Origin of the sequence: Serratia rhizosphaerae, assembly GCF_009817885.1 — a bacterium.
GTDB classification, from domain to species: domain Bacteria; phylum Pseudomonadota; class Gammaproteobacteria; order Enterobacterales; family Enterobacteriaceae; genus Serratia_B; species Serratia_B rhizosphaerae.
On record NZ_CP041764.1, the window covers coordinates 802593 to 820977 of the forward strand.

20 protein-coding genes are annotated in these 18385 nt (G+C 59.8%); 13 read left to right on the top strand and 7 right to left on the bottom strand.

The annotated features are described in order from the left end of the window. Window positions 1-11: 11 nt before the first annotated feature. The gene (gene bioA / locus FO014_RS03755) at window positions 12-1286 is read left to right on the top strand and encodes an adenosylmethionine--8-amino-7-oxononanoate transaminase (RefSeq protein ID WP_160027875.1); all 1275 of its coding nucleotides are present in this window, start codon (window positions 12-14) and stop codon (window positions 1284-1286) included. 3 nt (window positions 1287-1289) lie between these two features. On the opposite strand, the gene FO014_RS24195 is transcribed toward bioA, so the two are convergent. After that, window positions 1290-1691: a YkvA family protein gene (locus FO014_RS24195; protein ID WP_160027876.1), complete on the bottom strand. Its 402-nt coding sequence runs from the start codon at window positions 1689-1691 to the stop codon at window positions 1290-1292. A gap of 263 nt (window positions 1692-1954) precedes the next feature. On the opposite strand from FO014_RS24195, the gene FO014_RS03765 reads away from it, so the two are divergent. The 3 genes from FO014_RS03765 (at window position 1955) to FO014_RS03775 (ending at window position 3469) form a co-directional block, all read left to right on the top strand. Further along, entirely contained in the window at window positions 1955-2437 is a 483-nt protein-coding gene (locus FO014_RS03765; RefSeq protein ID WP_160027877.1) for a kinase inhibitor, read from the top strand. A 251-nt stretch (window positions 2438-2688) separates the two neighbouring features. Then, window positions 2689-3213: a DUF2778 domain-containing protein gene (locus FO014_RS03770; RefSeq protein WP_160027878.1), complete on the top strand. Its 525-nt coding sequence runs from the start codon at window positions 2689-2691 to the stop codon at window positions 3211-3213. Next, window positions 3206-3469 (top strand): hypothetical protein, encoded by a 264-nt coding sequence (locus FO014_RS03775; protein WP_160027879.1) that lies wholly within the window; start codon window positions 3206-3208, stop codon window positions 3467-3469. The genes FO014_RS03770 and FO014_RS03775 overlap by 8 nt, the downstream gene beginning before the upstream one ends. 84 nt (window positions 3470-3553) lie before the next feature. Here the strand turns inward: FO014_RS03775 and pgl are convergent, their stop codons facing one another. Further along, window positions 3554-4546, bottom strand: coding sequence for a 6-phosphogluconolactonase (pgl, locus tag FO014_RS03780; protein WP_160027880.1), 993 nt, complete (start codon window positions 4544-4546; stop codon window positions 3554-3556). A 174-nt stretch (window positions 4547-4720) separates the two neighbouring features. Here pgl and FO014_RS03785 point away from each other — a divergent pair, with 174 nt between their 5' ends. Further along, window positions 4721-5542 (top strand): pyridoxal phosphatase, encoded by an 822-nt coding sequence (locus tag FO014_RS03785; RefSeq protein ID WP_160027881.1) that lies wholly within the window; start codon window positions 4721-4723, stop codon window positions 5540-5542. A gap of 30 nt (window positions 5543-5572) precedes the next feature. Here FO014_RS03785 and modC read toward each other — a convergent pair whose 3' ends face one another. The 4 genes from modC to FO014_RS03805 all read right to left on the bottom strand — a co-directional run bounded on the left by modC (window position 5573) and on the right by FO014_RS03805 (window position 8433). Continuing rightward, entirely contained in the window at window positions 5573-6640 is a 1068-nt protein-coding gene (gene modC, locus FO014_RS03790) for a molybdenum ABC transporter ATP-binding protein ModC (protein ID WP_105230181.1), read from the bottom strand. Continuing rightward, window positions 6641-7330, bottom strand: coding sequence for a molybdate ABC transporter permease subunit (modB, locus tag FO014_RS03795; RefSeq protein ID WP_105230180.1), 690 nt, complete (start codon window positions 7328-7330; stop codon window positions 6641-6643). Next, on the bottom strand, window positions 7327-8100 hold the full coding sequence (gene modA, locus FO014_RS03800) for a molybdate ABC transporter substrate-binding protein (RefSeq protein WP_105230179.1): 774 nt from the start codon (window positions 8098-8100) through the stop codon (window positions 7327-7329). The genes modB and modA overlap by 4 nt, the downstream gene beginning before the upstream one ends. Before the next feature lie 189 nt (window positions 8101-8289). Continuing rightward, window positions 8290-8433 (bottom strand): AcrZ family multidrug efflux pump-associated protein, encoded by a 144-nt coding sequence (locus tag FO014_RS03805; protein WP_071889351.1) that lies wholly within the window; start codon window positions 8431-8433, stop codon window positions 8290-8292. A gap of 325 nt (window positions 8434-8758) precedes the next feature. Between FO014_RS03805 and modE the strand changes: the two genes are divergently transcribed. From modE to gpmA, 8 genes are all read left to right on the top strand, one after another. Continuing rightward, window positions 8759-9550 (top strand): molybdenum-dependent transcriptional regulator, encoded by a 792-nt coding sequence (gene modE, locus FO014_RS03810; protein ID WP_160027883.1) that lies wholly within the window; start codon window positions 8759-8761, stop codon window positions 9548-9550. Window positions 9551-9640: 90 nt separating this feature from the next. Continuing rightward, window positions 9641-11113, top strand: coding sequence for a molybdate ABC transporter ATP-binding protein ModF (gene modF, locus FO014_RS03815; RefSeq protein ID WP_160027885.1), 1473 nt, complete (start codon window positions 9641-9643; stop codon window positions 11111-11113). A gap of 212 nt (window positions 11114-11325) precedes the next feature. Beyond that, window positions 11326-12147: a CPBP family intramembrane glutamic endopeptidase gene (locus FO014_RS03820; RefSeq protein ID WP_160027887.1), complete on the top strand. Its 822-nt coding sequence runs from the start codon at window positions 11326-11328 to the stop codon at window positions 12145-12147. 288 nt (window positions 12148-12435) lie between these two features. After that, window positions 12436-13485, top strand: coding sequence for a galactose-1-phosphate uridylyltransferase (gene galT / locus FO014_RS03825; protein WP_160027889.1), 1050 nt, complete (start codon window positions 12436-12438; stop codon window positions 13483-13485). Continuing rightward, a complete protein-coding gene (galK, locus tag FO014_RS03830) occupies window positions 13485-14636 on the top strand; it encodes a galactokinase (protein WP_160027891.1) in 1152 nt (383 codons plus the stop codon). The genes galT and galK overlap by 1 nt, the downstream gene beginning before the upstream one ends. Next, window positions 14630-15676: a galactose-1-epimerase gene (gene galM / locus FO014_RS03835; RefSeq protein ID WP_160027893.1), complete on the top strand. Its 1047-nt coding sequence runs from the start codon at window positions 14630-14632 to the stop codon at window positions 15674-15676. Before galK ends, galM begins: the two co-directional genes overlap by 7 nt. A gap of 181 nt (window positions 15677-15857) precedes the next feature. After that, window positions 15858-16202 (top strand): PsiF family protein, encoded by a 345-nt coding sequence (locus FO014_RS03840; protein WP_105230172.1) that lies wholly within the window; start codon window positions 15858-15860, stop codon window positions 16200-16202. Between the two features lie 211 nt (window positions 16203-16413). Further along, entirely contained in the window at window positions 16414-17166 is a 753-nt protein-coding gene (gene gpmA / locus FO014_RS03845) for a 2,3-diphosphoglycerate-dependent phosphoglycerate mutase (protein WP_160027895.1), read from the top strand. Window positions 17167-17234: 68 nt separating this feature from the next. Here the strand turns inward: gpmA and aroG are convergent, their stop codons facing one another. Then, on the bottom strand, window positions 17235-18290 hold the full coding sequence (gene aroG, locus FO014_RS03850) for a 3-deoxy-7-phosphoheptulonate synthase AroG (protein ID WP_105230171.1): 1056 nt from the start codon (window positions 18288-18290) through the stop codon (window positions 17235-17237). Between the last annotated feature and the right edge of the window lie 95 nt (window positions 18291-18385).

Genomic DNA, 18385 nt, shown 5'->3' on the forward strand with positions numbered 1-18385 from the left:
GTTTACAACTTATGTCTCTGTCTCCCGCCGATCTCGACTTCGATCAGCGCCATATCTGGCACCCTTACACTTCGATGAGCCACCCGCTGCCCTGCTATCCGGTAGAGGCGGCGTCCGGCGTGGAACTTCAGCTGGCCGACGGCCGTAAACTGGTGGACGGCATGTCTTCCTGGTGGGCGGCGATCCATGGTTATAACCACCCGCAGCTGAACCAGGCCGCCGCCCGGCAGCTTGAAAACATGTCGCATGTGATGTTCGGCGGCATCACCCATCCGCCGGCCGTCGCGCTGTGCCGCAAACTGGTGGAGATGACGCCGTCCGCGCTGGAATGCGTGTTTTTAGCCGATTCCGGCTCGGTAGCGGTGGAAGTGTCGCTGAAAATGGCGCTGCAGTACTGGCAGGCGCGCGGTGAAAAACGCCAGCGCATTCTGACGCTGCGCCACGGCTATCATGGCGATACCTTTGGCGCGATGTCGGTGTGCGATCCGGATAACTCGATGCACAGCCTGTATCAGGGCTACCTGACGCCGCATCTGTTCGCCACGGCGCCGCAGTGCCGTTTTGACGATGAGTGGGATGAACAGGATATCGCCCCTTTCGCCGCGCTGCTTGAACAGCACGCCGGCGAGGTGGCCGCGGTGATCCTGGAGCCGGTGGTGCAAGGCGCCGGCGGCATGCGTATTTATCATCCGCACTATTTGCGCCGGGTACGGGAACTGTGCGACCGCTACGATGTGCTGCTGATCGCCGATGAGATCGCTACCGGCTTTGGCCGCACCGGCAAACTGTTCGCCTGCGAACACGCCGGCATTACACCGGATATTCTGTGCCTGGGCAAGGCGCTGACCGGCGGCTATATGACGCTGTCCGCCACGCTGACCACCCGCCACGTGGCGGAAACCATCAGCAACGGCGCCGCCGGCTGCTTTATGCACGGCCCGACCTTTATGGGCAACCCGCTGGCCTGCGCGGTGGCCCACGCCAGCCTGACGCTGCTGACGGAAAACCACTGGCAGCAGCAGGTCGCGGCGATCGAGCAGCAGTTGCAGCAGCAGCTGCTGCCGCTGAAGGCCGCGTCCAACGTGGCGGACGTGCGCGTGCTGGGAGCGATTGGCGTGGTGGAGATGAAGCAGGCGGTGGATGTGGCGCAGGTGCAGCGGGAATTTGTGGAACGCGGCGTGTGGATCCGGCCGTTCGGCAAGCTGGTTTATCTGATGCCGCCGTACATTATCCGGCCCGAACAGCTCAGCCGTCTGACCGATGCCATCACGGCCATCGCGGACTGAGTATTACCAGTGCTGGTCCAGATAACGGGCCAGCCAAACCAGCGCACCGATCCACAACAGGATAATCATTAACATCGCGAAACGACCGCGTGGATTATCGATACGCTGCTGTGCCTTGCGCCGCAGCTCCTCCATCAGCGGTTTCGGGATCAGGCGCACCGCCAGCATAATGCCCAGCGGCACCAGAATCACGTCGTCCAGATAGCCCAGCACCGGGATAAAGTCGGGGATCAGATCGATCGGCGATACCGCATAGCCCGCCACCAGCAGCGCGATCAGCTTGGCGCACCACGGCGTGCGACGGTCGCGTGCCGCCAGCCACAGCGCCACAATATCGCGCTTGATGCCTTTGGCCCAACGGCGCAGCCAGCCAAACCACGGCGTACGTTTTTTCAGTGAAATCATGATGACGTCATTACAGGATGGGCAGCCTTACGGTCTGTTAACGGTTTCGCCCGCACGGCCGGCGTGATCTCTTCGCGGCGGGCGTCAGACGGTAAATTCAGCGTTTAACTCTATGCACAATCCGCCAGGCACGCAACCGCCAATGTTGCCAAACTGTAAATCGTTGTTATCGGCGCCGGCTATCAGCGCCACGCCGGGGTTGTGCCGGGACGGTAAAACGGGCTAGTTTGAAGGTTCGCTTTATTCGTCAACAGGAAACCAGCATGACTTTTCGTTTATACAGCAATGACCTGCAGGACGGCGCCACCATGCCGGAGGCGCAGGTATTTAACGGTATGGGCTATCAGGGGGAAAACCTGTCGCCGCATCTGGCGTGGAGCGGCGCGCCGGCGGGCAGCAAGAGTTTCGTCGTCACCCTGTTCGACCCCGACGCGCCGACCGGCTCCGGCTGGTGGCACTGGGTGGTCGCCAATATTCCGGCCGACGTGAATGAACTGCCGACCGGCGCCGGCTCCGGCCAGCCGGGACTGCCCGCCGACGCGATTCAGACCCGCACCGATTTCGGCCAGGCCGGTTACGGCGGCGCGGCGCCGCCGCAGGGAGAACGCCACCGCTACCAGTTCACCGTACACGCGCTGGATGTCGAGAGCATTGAGGTCGATGCAAACGCCAGCGGCGCGATGGTCGGCTTCAACGTGCACTTCCACAGCCTGGGCAGCGCCAGCCTGACGGTGCACTACAGCTAATAGATCGCGGAGCGCGGCAGACGTGCTCCGCGCATACTCATCCAGAAAATAACTAATGCAGATATTTTTCAATTAATAAAGAACACAATGCATCAACATAAACAATAATAAAACCCCTTACATAAACCATTTAATTAAAACAATAACCATCAACCTAGATTATAAATAAACAAAAAAATATAAGCATTGAAAAAACATCCAACTAATTATATTAATCATTAAATTTTCAGACGGTAACAAGGATAGCTACCATGATTTATTGTTCGTTAAATCTCGATAAAACTAGGGATGCAGGCAAAACAGGAGACCTGATCTGTTATGGCATTGGCACTTTCTCAGTATTCTCCGGTATAGACCCCTATACGAATAAAGCAGGTTGTTCTGGAATAGATAAAGGTTCTATTCCCACTGGTAAATATTGGATTGTCGCGCGCCCTACGGGCGGCTTACGCTCTAAAATGCGGACAGCAATTCAAGACTGGTGGACAGGAAACGATCACTCAACTTGGTTTGCATTATATCGCCAAGATGGTGTCATGGATGATTGGACGTTTATTAATGGTATAAAACGCGGCAATTTCCGACTCCATCCAAACCGTCCAGATGGTCAAGGCGAGTCATGGGGATGCATCACCTTCTATAATCCGACTGAATTTAGTATTCTCAGGAACCGACTTCTGCGCACACAGCAAATCCACATTCGCGGAAGTTCAGGTCTTATGGCTTATGGGCAAGTCACGGTAACCGGAAACAGCGAGGCCAACTGCGATGTTTAAACGCTTTCTACTCTGGTTTTTATTCACCGTTATTTTCATTCTATTACTGCGTCTGCTGCCCTTCACATTTAACCTGCTGTCGTCGCTGGCCCGTACCATCGCTTCTCAGGAACGCTGGTATCAACTGTTGCATTGGCCATTAACAGCGGAAACCTACGGCGATATGGAGGCGTTAGCCCTGCTCACACTCTGCGCGATACCAGCGGCAATCATTGCCATGCTATGCATCACATTCGGCAGAAAAGCCAAAAATTAATCCCGGCCGGAGCCGGGATAATATATCAGCCTATAGAGGGTATCTTTAGCCATACTAAAAGCCGTCACTCCCCCTGCGGCAGGCTTACTTCGCCAGCACGCTGACCCACATCGGGCCTTTGCCTACCGGGTAACGAGCCAGATCCTTCAGGCTGCCGTCCGCCTGAATGGCATGCACCGCCAGGTGGTCGGATTTTTGCCCGACGGAAAGCACAAAGCGTCCGCTGTGATCGATATTGAAGCCGCGCGGCTGCTGCTCGGTCGGGTAGTGGCCGATAACGCTCAGCGTGCTGCCGTCCGCCGATACCGCGAAGGCGCTCAGAATGCTAGCGGTACGGTCGCTGATATACAGGAAGCGGCCGTCCGCCGTGAGGTGAATATCCGCCGCCCAGCAGGTACCTTCAAAGTCCGCCGGCATCGCGTTGATGGTCTGCACCGTGGTGTAGCGCTTGCCATCGTCCTCAATCGCCAGCACGTCCACCGTGCTGTCCAGCTCATTCACCAGGTAGGCGTAGCGTTGGTTGCCGTGGAACGCCATATGACGCGGGCCGGCGCCGGCGGCGGTCGCCACGCTCTGCTGGCTGTGCGGCGTCAGCTTTCCGTCCAGGCTCAGATCAAACAGGCGCACGCGGTCTTCTTTCAGGCACGGCACCAGCAGCAGCTGGTTGGTCGGATCGATATTGGCGGAGTGCGGCGCGGTCAGGCCGTCCAGCTGCTGCAGCGGCGCGGTCACCACGCCATCGTGGCCGATTGGACTGATAGTGGCGTTGTTGCCGCTGTAGGACACGGCGAACAGATAACGGCCCTGCAAATCGGTGGAGATGTGCGTCGGGCTGCCCGGCAGCGGCGCCATGCCCGCTTCCTGCAGCGTGCCGTCGTGCTCAATGCGATAGCTCACCACGCCAAACGCCGGGCGTACGCCTACGTACAGATGGGTGCGGTCCGGGTGAATCGCCATCGGCTGTACCTGTCCCGGCACCTCGACGGTTTGCAGCAGCGCCAGCGCGCCGGCGTCATCCAGCTGCCAGACGTGGATTTGCTGGCTTTCAGGGCTGGCGACATAAACGATTTGCTTCATGTTGGCTCCTTACGAGAAAAAGAGAAACCGGTTTCATCTCAATCGGTTTTCTCTAGCTTACCTGACAAATGAGACATAACAAGCCTGGCGAATCAGCAAATCTCCTGTGGTTTTATCCGTCGGTGATCGGGTGTACTATCGGATTAATTTCCATACTAATTATTCGAGACATCTATGACCTACCGCGTTATCGCCCTCGATCTGGACGGCACCCTGCTGGACACCCAAAAACGTATCTTGCCGCAGTCGCTGGAAGCTCTGGCGGCGGCGCGCGCCGCCGGCGTCAAAGTGGTGGTGGTGACCGGCCGCCATCACGTCGCCATTCATCCGTTTTATCAGGCGCTGGAACTGAACACGCCGGCTATCTGCTGCAACGGCACCTATCTGTATGACTTCCAGCAGCAAAAGGTGCTGGCGGCCGATCCGCTGCCGAAAGAGCAGGCCAAACAGGTGCTGCAGATGCTCAGACAAAGTGGGATCCACGGCCTGATGTATGTGGACGATGCGATGCTGTATCAGGAGCCCAGCGGCCATGTGACCCGTTCGCTGACCTGGGCTGAGAAGCTGCCGCCCGCACAGCGCCCGACGCTGCTGCAGGTCGACAGCCTGACCCAGGCCGCCGACGACGCGCGCTCAATCTGGAAATTCGCCACCTCGCATGCCGATACCGCGGCGCTGCGCGAGTTTGCCGAAACGGTGGAAAAAGAGCTGGGGCTGGCCTGCGAATGGTCGTGGCACGATCAGGTGGATATCGCCAAGAACGGCAACAGCAAGGGCAAACGCCTGCGCCAGTGGGTGGAATCTCAGGGGCTGACGATGGACCAGGTGGTGGCCTTCGGCGATAACTACAACGATCTGAGCATGCTGGAAGCCGCCGGCCTCGGCGTGGCGATGGGCAATGCCGACGAGGCTATCAAACAGCGCGCCGATCTGACCATCGCCGATCACCTGCAGCCCGGCATCGCCGAGGTTATCCGCAGCCGCGTCCTGGCCTGACACCGTGCGCCCTCTCCGCCCGGAGAGGGCTTAACGCGCTTCGCGGCTGATTGAGACGCTTTTTACCTGCGCATACAGCCACTGGCCCGGCTTAATCGCCAGCTCATCACGCGCCCACGGGGTAATACGTGCCCACAGCACGCTGTCGCCGACCAACAGTTTCACCTCTATCTGCCCGCCGACTTCCAGGCACTCTATCACCTTGGCCGGCAGGATATTGCGGATGCTGCTGTTATGCGGCGCCTGCAGCACCAGCGAAACGTCGGCGGCATTGATACGGATACGCAGCTGCGTGCCGATCGGCGCATCCACCGCGCTGACCCACAGGCGTTGATCCCCCAGCCGCAGCGCGCTCATCGCATAGCGCTCATGGTGTTCAATCACGCTGACGTTCAGCACGCTGCTTTGATCTTCCCGCTGCAGCCACGGCCGCAGCGCATTGCTGGCCCACACCGCCTCCAGATCGCCGCAGGCCAGCACCTGACCGCGGTCCAGCACCATCACCTGGCCGGCCAGCCGCAGAATTTCATCCATACTGTGGCTGACGTACAGAATCGGGATATTGACGTCCTGCGCTAGCCGCTCCAGATACGGCAGCAGCTCGCGCTTACGCGGCAGATCGAGCGACGCCAGCGGCTCATCCATCAGCAGCAGCTCTGGCGCGGTCAGCAGCGCGCGGCCGATCGCCACCCGCTGTTTCTCGCCGCCGGAAAGAGTCAGCGGCAGGCGACCCAGCAGCGCGCCGATACCCAGCAGGTCGACGATATTATCGAACTGGGCGCGCATCGACGCCGCCATGCCGTACTGCAGATTACCGCGCACCCGGTAGTGCGGGAACAGACGCGCATCCTGAAACACATAGCCGATATGGCGTTTTTCCGGCGGCAGACACAGGCCGCGTTCACAATCCACCAGCGTGCGTCCGTTCAGGACAATGCGCCCGCTGTCCGGCCGGGTCAGGCCGCCGATCGCGTTGATCAGTGAGGTTTTCCCCGCGCCGGACAGGCCGAAAATTGCCGTGATGCCCTGCGCCGGCAGGCTCTCTTTGACCTGCAGTTGCAGATCGCCGAGGCGCTGGCTGAAATCCAGTTCTAACATTCAGCCTCCCATCCGCTTGCGGCCCCAGCGGGCCAGCCACTCGGACGCCATCAGCGAACACAGCGACAGCACAATGGCAATCACGCACAGGCGCGCGGCGGCGCCCTCCGCCCCCGGCGTCTCAATCAGGGTGTACATCGCCAGCGGAATGGTGCGGGTTTCACCGGGAATATTGGAGACAAAGGTAATGGTGGCGCCAAACTCCCCCAGCGAGCGGGCGAAGGCCAGCACCACGCCGACAATCACCCCCGGCAGCGACAGCGGCAGGGTTATGGTGAAAAACACCCGCCACGGGCTGGCGCCCAACGTGCGCGCCGCCTGTTCCAGGCGCCGGTCCACCGCCTCCAGCGCCAGGCGGATCGCCCGCACCATCAGCGGAAACGCCACTACCGCCGACGCCAGCGCCGCGCCGCGCCAGCTGAAACTGAAGCTGAAGCCGAACCAGTCATACAGCCACTCACCGATGACCCCGCGCCGCCCCATAGCAATCAGCAACAGGTAGCCGACCACCACCGGCGGCAGCACCAGTGGCAGATGGATAATGCTGTCCAGCAGCGATTTGCCGGGGAAATTACGGCGCACCAGAATCCAGGCGGTCAAGATGCCCAGCGGCAGGCTGCAAACCACCGCCAGGCTGGAGACCTTCAGGCTCAGCGCCAGCGCCTGCCACTCATACTCGCTCAGAATCATTGCCGTGGAGAGAATCCGTAACGTTTAAACACCGCCGCCGCCTGCGGGCTTTTCAGGTAGGTATAGAACGCGCTGACCGTCGGGCTGTCGTGGCCTTTGACCATCGCCATCGGGTATTCCACCGGTTTGTGGCTGTCCGCCGGGAACACGCCGACCACCTTCACTTTATTACTGGCCAGCGCATCAGAGCCGTAAACAATACCCAGCGGCGCTTCCTGCCGCTCCACCAGCGCCATTGCGCTGCGCACATTGTTGGCGCGCGCCAGTTTCGGCGCCAGCTGCGGCCAGGCTTTCAGGCTCTGCAGCGCTTCTTTAGCGTAAATACCGGCCGGCACGTGATCCGGGTCGCCCACCGCCAGACGCTCGCCATTGAGCAATTTCTGCCAGTCGGTGTGCGGCGTGATCGCCACCTTATCCAGTTTGCTGTCTTTGGCGGCAATCAGCACCAGATCGTTGTCCAGCAGCGTATAGCGGCTGTCTTTGACCATCTGTTGCTTGTCGATGGCATAGTCCATCCACTGCTGGTCGGCGGAAATAAACAGATCGGCCGGCGCGCCCTGCTCAATCTGCCGCGCCAGCGTCGAAGAGGAAGCAAACGAGGAGACGACCTGCACGTCTTTGCCCTGCTGATACTGCGTGGCAATCTCCTGCAGCGCGTTAGTCAGCGATGCCGCGGCGAATACGGTCACCTTGTCCGCCGCAGACGCCTGCATCACCAGACCGGACGCCAATACCGCACCGCCCAGCCACCGAGTCCATTGCTGTTTCATTGTTAATTATCTCCCCCGTCGCAGGACGGATTGCATTCGTTATATAAAAAATAATATAACGACAGACTGCGGCTTGTCATGCGCTTTGTCGGCCCGGTTCCGCGGTGGTCGTCAAGAGATATCGGCAATAAGGAAAAAAACTTGAACTCCCCGCCACGCATCGCGCGGCAGGGAGTGGAGAAGGGAGAATCAGCTGCGTTTTTCTTTCGCCGGACCGGCTTTGGAGAAGATGTTGAACACTTCCGCCAGACCATAAATTAAACCGAGGATCACCGCCATGACTACGGGAACCATAACTACAGCAAATACTAAACTTTTCAATAATTCCAACATACTCGCCTCACTTGTACTGCCTTGCTGAACGACGGCCTGAACCCGGTGGCTGACACGTTTGCGGCTGTCGCTTTACGGTATCGGAAATTCACGTTAAAAACAGGGTTATTGTAGCGGCTGTGGCCGCGAAGTCCTCAGCCAAACGTGCTGAAATATTCGGCTATGTTACCTCAACGCGGGAAAAAATAATGCGATATTTGGCGCATTGTCGTCAGATCGGTGACAATAGCGCATCATATATCGCGCCAGCGCCGCCTCTCCGCCCTATAACCGGAAGCCCGCACCGCGGCGGATAGCCACTTTTTTGCAGCCTACGGAACGTACCATGCAGGCCGAAATACTTCTGACATTAAAACTGCAGCAAAAACTGTTTGCCGACCCGCGCCGCATCGCCCTGCTCAAGCAGGTGGCCCATACCGGCTCCATCAGCCAGGGCGCCAAGCTGGCGGGCATCAGCTATAAAAGCGCCTGGGACGCCATCAATGAGATGAATCAACTGGCGGAACAGACCGTGGTGGAGCGCGCCACCGGCGGCAAAGGCGGCGGTGGCGCACAGCTGACCCATTATGGGCAGCGGCTGATCCAGCTGTACGATCTGCTGGGACAAATTCAGCAGAAAGCCTTCGACGTACTGCAGCAGGATCGGCTGCCGCTGGACAGCCTGTTGGCGGCCATCTCACGCTTCTCCCTGCAAACCAGCGCCCGCAACCAGTTTTTCGCCACCGTGACGGCGCGCGAGCAGCAACAGGTGCAGCAACACATTCAGCTGCTGCTGGCCGACGGCCACACCCGACTGATCGCCGCCGTCACCGAACAGAGCGCCGACCGCCTGCAGCTGGCGCCGGGCAAAGAAGTGCTGGCGCTGATTAAGGCTCCCTGGGTGACGCTCAGCACCGATGACGTCTGCAGCGACGCGGCGGATAACGTACTGCCAGGCCGGGTCGCCCATATTCAGCCCGGCGAGGCGCACAGTGAAGTGCTGGTTACCCTCGCCGGCGGTGAAACCCTGTGCGCAACGCTGGATAACCACCAACTGCAACGGCTGAAACTGCAGCCGGAAATGCCGGTTAACGCCCTGTTCAATGCCGATCGGGTGATTATCGCGACGCTGTGCTGAATGCAATGTATCGTTGCATTTTTGTCAATTGACATCCGCTGGCGATGCGCTTATTTCTAAACCAAAGAGTTGCAAAAAAAGGAATAAGTGATGTCGTCATTGCGCATTTCGCAAGGTTCATTTCGTTTAAGCGATACCCGCACCCTGTCGCTGGAGACGCTAGAGATCCGCGCCGGCGACAGTTGGGCGTTCGTCGGCGCCAACGGCAGCGGCAAATCGGCGCTGGCCCGTGCGCTGGCCGGTGAGCTGCCGCTGCTGCGCGGCGAACGCCACGGCGACTTTCAGCAGCCGGTGCGCCTCTCTTTCGAACAGCTGCAGAAGATGCTGAGCGATGAGTGGCAGCGCAACAATACCGACCTGCTCAGCCCTGACGAAGAAGACACCGGCCGTACCGCCGCCGAGATTATTCAGGAAGAACATCCGCACCCGGCGCGCTGTGCACAGCTGGCGGCGCAGTTCGGCATCAGCGCGCTGCTTGAGCGCCGTTTTAAATATCTCTCCACCGGCGAAACCCGCAAAACGCTGCTGTGCCGCGCCCTGATGGGGCAGCCGGACCTGCTGATTCTGGATGAGCCGTTTGACGGGCTGGACGTCGCTTCGCGCGCCCAGTTGGCCGAACTGTTGGCGCAGCTGGCACAACAGGGCCATACCCTGGTGCTGGTGTTAAATCGCTTTGACGAGATCCCCGAGTTTGTTCAGCAGGTCGGCGTACTGGCCGACTGCACGCTGGCCAGCCAGGGCCCGCGCCAACAGGTGATGGCCGACGCGCTGGTGGCGCAGCTGGCGCACAGTGAAAACCTCGCCGGTCTGGCGCTGCCGGAAAGCGAGGATCCGCAACAGCAGCCCGCCCTGCCGATGGATCAGCCGCGAATCGTACTGCGCGATGGCGTGGTCAGCTATAACGATCGCGCCATCATCGATCGTCTCAGCTGGCAGGTGGATCCCGGCCAGCACTGGCAGATCGTCGGCCCGAACGGCGCCGGCAAATCCACGCTGCTCAGCCTGATCACCGGCGATCACCCGCAGGGCTACAGCAACGATCTGACCCTGTTCGGCCGTCGCCGCGGCAGCGGCGAAACCATCTGGGAGATCAAACGCCATATCGGTTACGTCAGCAGCAGCCTGCACCTGGAGTACCGCGTCAGCAGCAGCGTACGCAACGTGATCATTTCCGGTTTCTTTGATTCGATCGGTATCTATCAGGCGGTGTCCGATCGTCAGCGCCAGCTGAGCGAACAGTGGCTGCAGCTGCTGGGGCTGGGCGGCGCCCAGGGCGAAACGCCGTTCCACAGTCTCTCCTGGGGGCAGCAGCGTTTGGCGCTGATCGCCCGCGCGCTGGTGAAGCACCCGGCGCTGCTGATCCTGGATGAGCCGCTGCAGGGACTGGATCCGCTTAACCGTCAGCTGGTGCGCCGTTTTATTGATGTGCTGATCGGCGAAGGCGCCACGCAGCTGCTGTTTGTCTCGCACCACGCGCAAGACGCGCCGCAGTGCATTACCCACCGCTTAAGCTTTGTCCCCGCCGAGAACGGCTATCGTTATCAGCAAGAACAACTACACTGATCCCTATCAGGCGGGGTTCGCCCCGCCAACGTCCTTCTGTACGGCGATAAGGCAGCCCGACACGTATTTTTACTGACTGCACCGACCTTTACCGGCATTAGCTTGTGTTACTATCCGCCTAACCCCCATTTAGCCGGTCGTATGATAGGTTGACGGAACAATGGCGGTCTTTAAAAGCGGTGTCACATATTTATGTTAAAGGGATAATTGTTATGTGGGGCGTACTGTCAACTGCACTATTTTTCTTGCCGTTTAACCGTCTGATCGCCTGGGTAATTCTGGCGGCATCGGCCGGTATGGGCATCTATCATCAGATTCTTACGCCGCTGGGCGCGACGTGTCTGGCCGTCATCGCTCTGGCCGCCGGACTGCGTCATCGCTATCACGCCCACACCGGACTGTCCGTCACGCTGGAAGTTCTGCTGGTTGCCAGCAGTCTGGCGCTGTTTCTGCACCTGGTGCCCGGCATCAACAATCAACTGATCGTGGACGGCAGTAAGGCCGGGCCGCTCAGCGCGCCTTATACGCTGCGCTACAACTTTGATAAGGCGCTGCTGCCGTTTCTGCTGTTCGCCTGTCTGCCGACGCTGTTCAACAGCGGCAAGGCGGCGAAAAGCGTCGGTAACCTGGCGTGGATCCTGCTGATTCTCTGTGTGCCGCTGTTGCTGCTGCTGGCGGTGGCGCTGGGCGGTCTGAAACTGGAAAGCCATTTCCCTGACTGGATTCTGCCTTTCATGATGGCCAACCTGTTCTTTGTATCGATGGCAGAAGAAGCACTGTTCCGCGGCTACCTGCAGCAGCGGCTGACCCAGTGGCTGGGCGCCTGGCCGGCGCTGGTGATTGCCGCCCTGTTGTTTGGCGCGGCGCACTTCCCGTCCGGCATGCTGATGGCGATCTTCGCTACGCTGTCAGGGCTGCTGTATGGCCTGGCCTGGATGTGGAGCGGACGCCTGTGGGTGCCCATCGCGCTGCACTTTGGCCTGAATATGACGCATCTGCTGTTCTTTACCTATCCGTTCTATCAGCACCCTTAATCCCCTTCGCCGGCAGCGCTCGTCTGCCGGCGGAAACTAATGGATGGAAACGCTACCACATACCTGATTTATCCATACGAAAAAAACCTTTCCATTACGTCGCTTCCTCCGTCGGTAAAGATTCCTACTTTAATGTAAACGATTCCATTTTTCGCTCTGGATCACCTTTTCCTGCCCCCAAGTATGCTATCTTTTAGCCATTATTTAGCTTGATGCTATCCAATGAATGCCGAATCATACGCAGTGTAATCGTTACCACACTGTGTACAAGATGCCGAAGGAATGACTATGACGGATTTTAATCCTATCGATCACCCTCATCGCCGCTTCAATCCGCTGACCGGCCAATGGGTGCTGGTTTCCCCCCACCGCGCCAAGCGTCCCTGGCAGGGGCAGCAGGAGGCGCCCGCACAGGAAAGCCTGCCGCAGCACGATCCCGACTGCTTCCTGTGCCCCGGCAATACGCGCGTTACCGGCGACCAAAACCCGGATTATCCCGGCACCTACGTATTTACCAATGACTTCGCCGCGCTGATGAGCGATACGCCGCAGGCGCCGGAAAGCGACGATCCGCTGATGCGTTGCCAAAGCGCACGCGGCACCAGCCGGGTGATCTGCTTTTCGCCGGATCACAGCAAAACGCTGCCGCAGCTCAGCCTGCCGGCGCTGGAGCAGGTGGTGGCAACCTGGCAGGAACAAACCGCCGAACTGGGCCGCGACTATCCCTGGGTGCAGGTGTTTGAAAATAAAGGCGCGGCCATGGGCTGTTCCAATCCGCATCCCCACGGACAAGTATGGGCCAACAGCTTCCTGCCAAATGAAGTCGAGCGTGAAGACCGGCTGCAGTGCGACTATTATCGGCAACACAACAGCGCGATGCTGCTGGACTATGCCCGACGCGAACAGCAGGACGGCAGCCGCACGGTGGTGGAAACCGATCACTGGCTGGCGGTGGTGCCCTATTGGGCGGCATGGCCGTTTGAGACCCTGCTGCTGCCGAAAAGCGCACGGCAACGGCTGACCGACCTTGATGCGGCGCAAAGCGCCGATCTGGCCGTGGCGCTGAAAAAGCTGACCAGCCGCTATGACAATCTGTTCCAGTGCTCTTTCCCTTATTCGATGGGCTGGCACGGTGCACCGTTTAACGGCGCCGATAACCGCCACTGGCAGCTGCACGCCCACTTCTATCCGCCGCTGCTGCGCTCCGCCTCGGTGCGTAAATTTATGGTGGGCTATGAAATGCTGGCGGAAACCCAGCGCGATCTGACCGCCGAACAGGCCGCCGAACGCCTGCGGGCGGTCAGCGATATCCATTACCGTGAAGCCGGAGCCCAATAATGCGTTTGCAAGCATTGACCCAGAACGTTTTTACCCAGCATTTCGGTTACGCGCCGACCCTCACCGTACAGGCGCCGGGGCGCGTCAATCTGATCGGCGAACACACCGACTATAACGACGGCTTTGTACTGCCCTGCGCCATCGACTATCAGACCGTGATCAGCATCGCCAAGCGCGACGATCGTCAGATCCGCGTACTGGCGGCCGATTATGATCATCAGGTAGATCAATTCGCCCTCGACCAGCCGATCGTGCCGCATGAGCGGCTGCAGTGGGCCAACTACGTGCGCGGCGTGGTGAAGCATCTGCAGCAGCGCAACGGCAAGTTTGGCGGCGCCGACCTGGTGATCAGCGGCAACGTGCCGCAGGGCGCCGGCCTCAGCTCTTCCGCCTCGCTGGAGGTGGCCGTCGGCCAGGCCTTACAGACGCTGTATCAGCTGCCGCTCGACGGCGTGGCGCTGGCCCTGAACGGCCAGGAGGCCGAAAACCAGTTCGTCGGCTGCAACTGCGGCATTATGGATCAGCTGATTTCCGCGCTCGGCCAGCCGGATCACGCGCTGCTGATCGACTGCCGTTCGCTGGCGACCCGCGCGGTGCCGCTGCCGGACGACGTGGCGGTGGTGATCATCAACTCTAATGTCAAACGCGGGCTGGTCGACAGTGAATACAATACCCGTCGCCAGCAGTGTGAACAGGCCGCCGGATTCTTTGGCGTCAAGGCGCTGCGCGACGTCAGCCAGCAACAGTTCAACGCCCGCGAACATGAGATGGACCCGCTGGTCGCCAAACGTGCGCGCCATATTATCAGCGAAAACGCCCGCACGCTGGCCGCCGCCGAGGCGCTGGCCAGCGGCGATTTAACCCGGATGGGGCAATTGATGGCCGAGTCGCACGCCTCCATGCGCGATGACTTTGAAATCACCGTGCCGCCGATCGACGCGCTGGTGGAGATTGTCAAAGCGGCGATCGGCGAACACGGCGGCGTGCGTATGACCGGCGGCGGCTTCGGCGGCTGCATCGTCGCGCTGATGCCGCAGCGGCTGGTTGAACCGGTGCGTGCGGCGGTGCAACAGGAATACCCGTTGCGGGCCAACGGCCTGCAGGAAACCTTCTATGTCTGCACCGCATCCGCAGGAGCCGGCTCATGCTGAACACCACTGAAGAACAACGTGCGCCGGACGGCCGGCCGTTTACCTTAACCACCCTGCGCAACGCCGGCGGGATGACGGTAACGCTGATGGATTGGGGCGCGACCTGGCTCTCGGCGCGGCTGCCGCTCAGCGGCGGCGAAACGCGCGAGGTGCTGCTCGGCTGCGCCACGCCTGCCGACTATCTGCGGCAAAGCGCTTATCTCGGCGCTACGGTAGGCCGCTACGCCAACCGCATCGCCAACGCCAGCCTGCCGCAGGACGGCGGCGCGCTGGCGCTGCTGGCCAATCAGGGGCCGCACCAGCTGCACGGCGGGCCGGAGGGCTTCCACGCCCGCCGCTGGCACATTGCCCAGCAGGATCGGCAGCAGGTAACGTATCAGCTGCATTCGCCCGACGGCGATCAGGGCTTCCCCGGCAATCTGCAGGTCAGCGTCCGCTTTCGCCTGACGGACGACCACCAGCTGGAGATCGACTACCAGGCGCAGACCGATCGTCCCTGCCCGGTCAACCTGACCAACCATGCCTATTTCAATCTGGACGGCGCCGGACAAGATGCGCGTCAGCAGACGCTGCAGCTCAACGCGGATCATTACCTGCCGGTCGATGAGCAGGGGATCCCCAGCGCGGCGCTGACGGCGGTCGACGGCAGCGGCATGGATTTCCGCCAGCCTAAAACGCTGGCGCAGGATCTGCTGCGCGATGCCGCCCAGCAGCGGGTGAAGGGTTACGATCACGCCTATCTGCTGCAGCGCGACTGTCTGGCGCTGGATAAACCGGCGGCGCGGCTGTGCTCAGCGGACGGCCGGCTGGAAATGCGTGTTTTCACCACTGCGCCGGCGCTGCAGCTGTACAGCGGTAACTATCTTGCCGGCACGCCGGCGCGCGACGGCGGCAGCTACGGCGATTACGCCGGCGTGGCGCTGGAAAGCGAATTTCTGCCGGACAGCCCGCACCACCCGGAATGGCCGCAGCCCAGCTGCTGGCTGCAACCGGGGCAAAACTATCACAGCATCACCCGCTATCAGTTTTCCCCGCGTTAACCGACGTCCCGCGCCGCAGCGCGGGACGTTTTGTTATAAATGCTTACCCTTTTCCTGCCGCCCTGTTCCTTCCTTTATACCCGTACGCGCACTAAAATCAGCCTACCGTGATAAGCACAACGTCCTGTGCCGCGTCACAATTTTCGGCCATTCCGGCCGGTTAATAGCTGAAGGAACACCTATGCGACTGATTACTGCACTTCCGTTACTGGCAGGTTTGCTGCTGAGCGCCAACCTGATGGCTGCAGAAGCCCCGGCCAAAAAAGCCCCGTCTCCTGCGCAGGCCGCCCAACAAAAACGTATGACCGACTGTAATCAACAGGCTTCTTCCAAATCGCTGAAGGGCGCCGATCGTACCACCTTCATGAGCACCTGCCTGAAAGCCGAAGGCCATCAGGCTGCCGGCAAGGCGCTGACGCCGCAACAGCAGAAAATGAAAGGCTGTAATGCCGACGCCGCCAAGCAAAGCCTGAAGGGCGACGCGCGTAAAACCTTTATGAGCAGCTGTCTGAAAAAAGCCGCCTGATTGTCGGCTTTTCCCACGGCGCGCCGCATTTTTCCCGTGCGCGCCGCACTCCCCGCCCCGCTTGAACGATTCAGCTTTTTCATCCTTTCAGATCTTACTTAACGGCAATAAATTGGCTATGGTTAAGCACTATCGATTGCCGAGCCACCGGCCGCGGCAATATAATGATTTTCGTTATCATTGAAATGTCAGATTATTAAGGAGTTAAGCTATGGCTGTAACTAAGCTGGTTCTGGTGCGTCACGGCGAAAGCCAGTGGAACAACGAAAACCGCTTCACCGGTTGGTACGATGTTGACCTGTCCGATAAAGGCCGCACCGAAGCGAAAGCAGCAGGCAAACTGTTGAAAGATGAAGGTTTCAATTTCGACTTCGCTTACACCTCCGTACTGAAGCGCGCGATCCACACCCTGTGGAACATCCTGGATGAGCTGGATCAGGCCTGGCTGCCGACCGAAAAATCCTGGAAACTGAACGAACGTCACTACGGTGCGCTGCAGGGCCTGAACAAAGCGGAAACCGCAGAGAAATACGGCGACGAGCAGGTAAAACAGTGGCGTCGCGGCTTCGCGGTAACGCCGCCGGAGCTGACCAAAGATGACGAGCGCTACCCTGGCCACGACCCGCGTTACGCGTCCCTGAGCGAGCAAGAGCTGCCGCTGACCGAAAGCCTGGCGCTGACCATTGACCGCGTTATCCCTTACTGGAACGAAGAGATCCTGCCGCGCATCGAGAGCGGTGAGCGCGTGATCATCGCTGCCCACGGCAACTCCCTGCGCGCGCTGGTGAAATACCTGGATAACATGAGCGAAGATGAGATCCTCGAACTGAACATCCCGACCGGCGTGCCGTTGGTGTATGAGTTCGACGAGAACATGAAGCCAATCAAACACTACTACCTGGGCAACGCGGACGAAATCGCCGCTAAAGCCGCGGCGGTAGCCAACCAGGGCAAAGCGAAGTAATTGCCGCCCTGACGTAAAAAAGCCCCCGGTTTGCGCCGGGGGCTTTTTTTATCCGTCAGCCTGCGGGTTTAGCGGGCGCGGCGCGCCTTCACCGCCGCCGCCAGATCGCGCAGCACGGTTTCGGTATCTTCCCAGCCGATGCAGCCATCGGTGACGCTCTTGCCGTACACCAGCGGTTCACCGCTTTCCAGGCTCTGGTTGCCTTCCACCAGATGGCTCTCGATCATCACGCCGATAATCGCCTTTTCACCGCCGCTAATTTGTTGGCAAACGTCGGCGCTGACGTCCAGCTGCTTCTTGAACTGCTTGCTGCTGTTGGCATGGCTGAAGTCGATCATCACATTGGCCGGCAGACCGGCCTTGCTCAGCCCCTCTTTCACCGCTTTAACGTGTTCCGCGCTGTAGTTCGGCTCTTTGCCGCCGCGCAGAATAATATGGCAGTCGCCGTTGCCGCCGGTGTTGACGATCGCCGAATGGCCCCACTTGGTGACAGACAGGAAGCAGTGCGCGGCGCCGGCGGCGTTAATGGCGTCGATCGCCACCTTAATGGTGCCGTCGGTGCCGTTTTTGAAGCCCACCGGGCAGGAGAGACCGGAAGCCAGTTCACGGTGCACCTGCGATTCGGTGGTGCGCGCGCCAATCGCGCCCCAGCTCATCAAATCCGCCAGATACTGCGGCGTAATCATGTCCAGATACTCGCCCGCCGCCGGCAGACCGCTGTCGTTGATATCCAGCAGCAGCTTACGTGCCAGACGCAGGCCTTCGTTGATCTGGAAGCTGTTGTCCATCAGCGGATCGTTGATCAGCCCTTTCCAGCCCACGGTGGTGCGCGGTTTCTCAAAATAAACCCGCATCACCACTTCCAGTTCGCCGTTCAGCTCCTGGCGCAGCTGCAGCAGACGCTGCGCGTACTCTTTCGCGGCGCGCGTGTCGTGAATGGAGCAAGGGCCGATCACCACCAGCAGGCGGTCGTCGCTGCCTTTAAGAATGTTGTGAATCGCATTGCGCGCCAGCGACACCGTCTCTGCCGCCTGTTCCGTGGCCGGAAACTTCTCCAGCAACGCGACAGGGGGTAAAAGTTCCTTAATATCTTTGATGCGTAAATCGTCGTTTTGGTAATTCATAACTTTTCCATTCGGTATCAAGAAGGGGTATATCGCAATGCGCGGATCCAACCAATCTAGCCTGTGCGGCAGGCGCTGTAAATCACTTTGCCCTG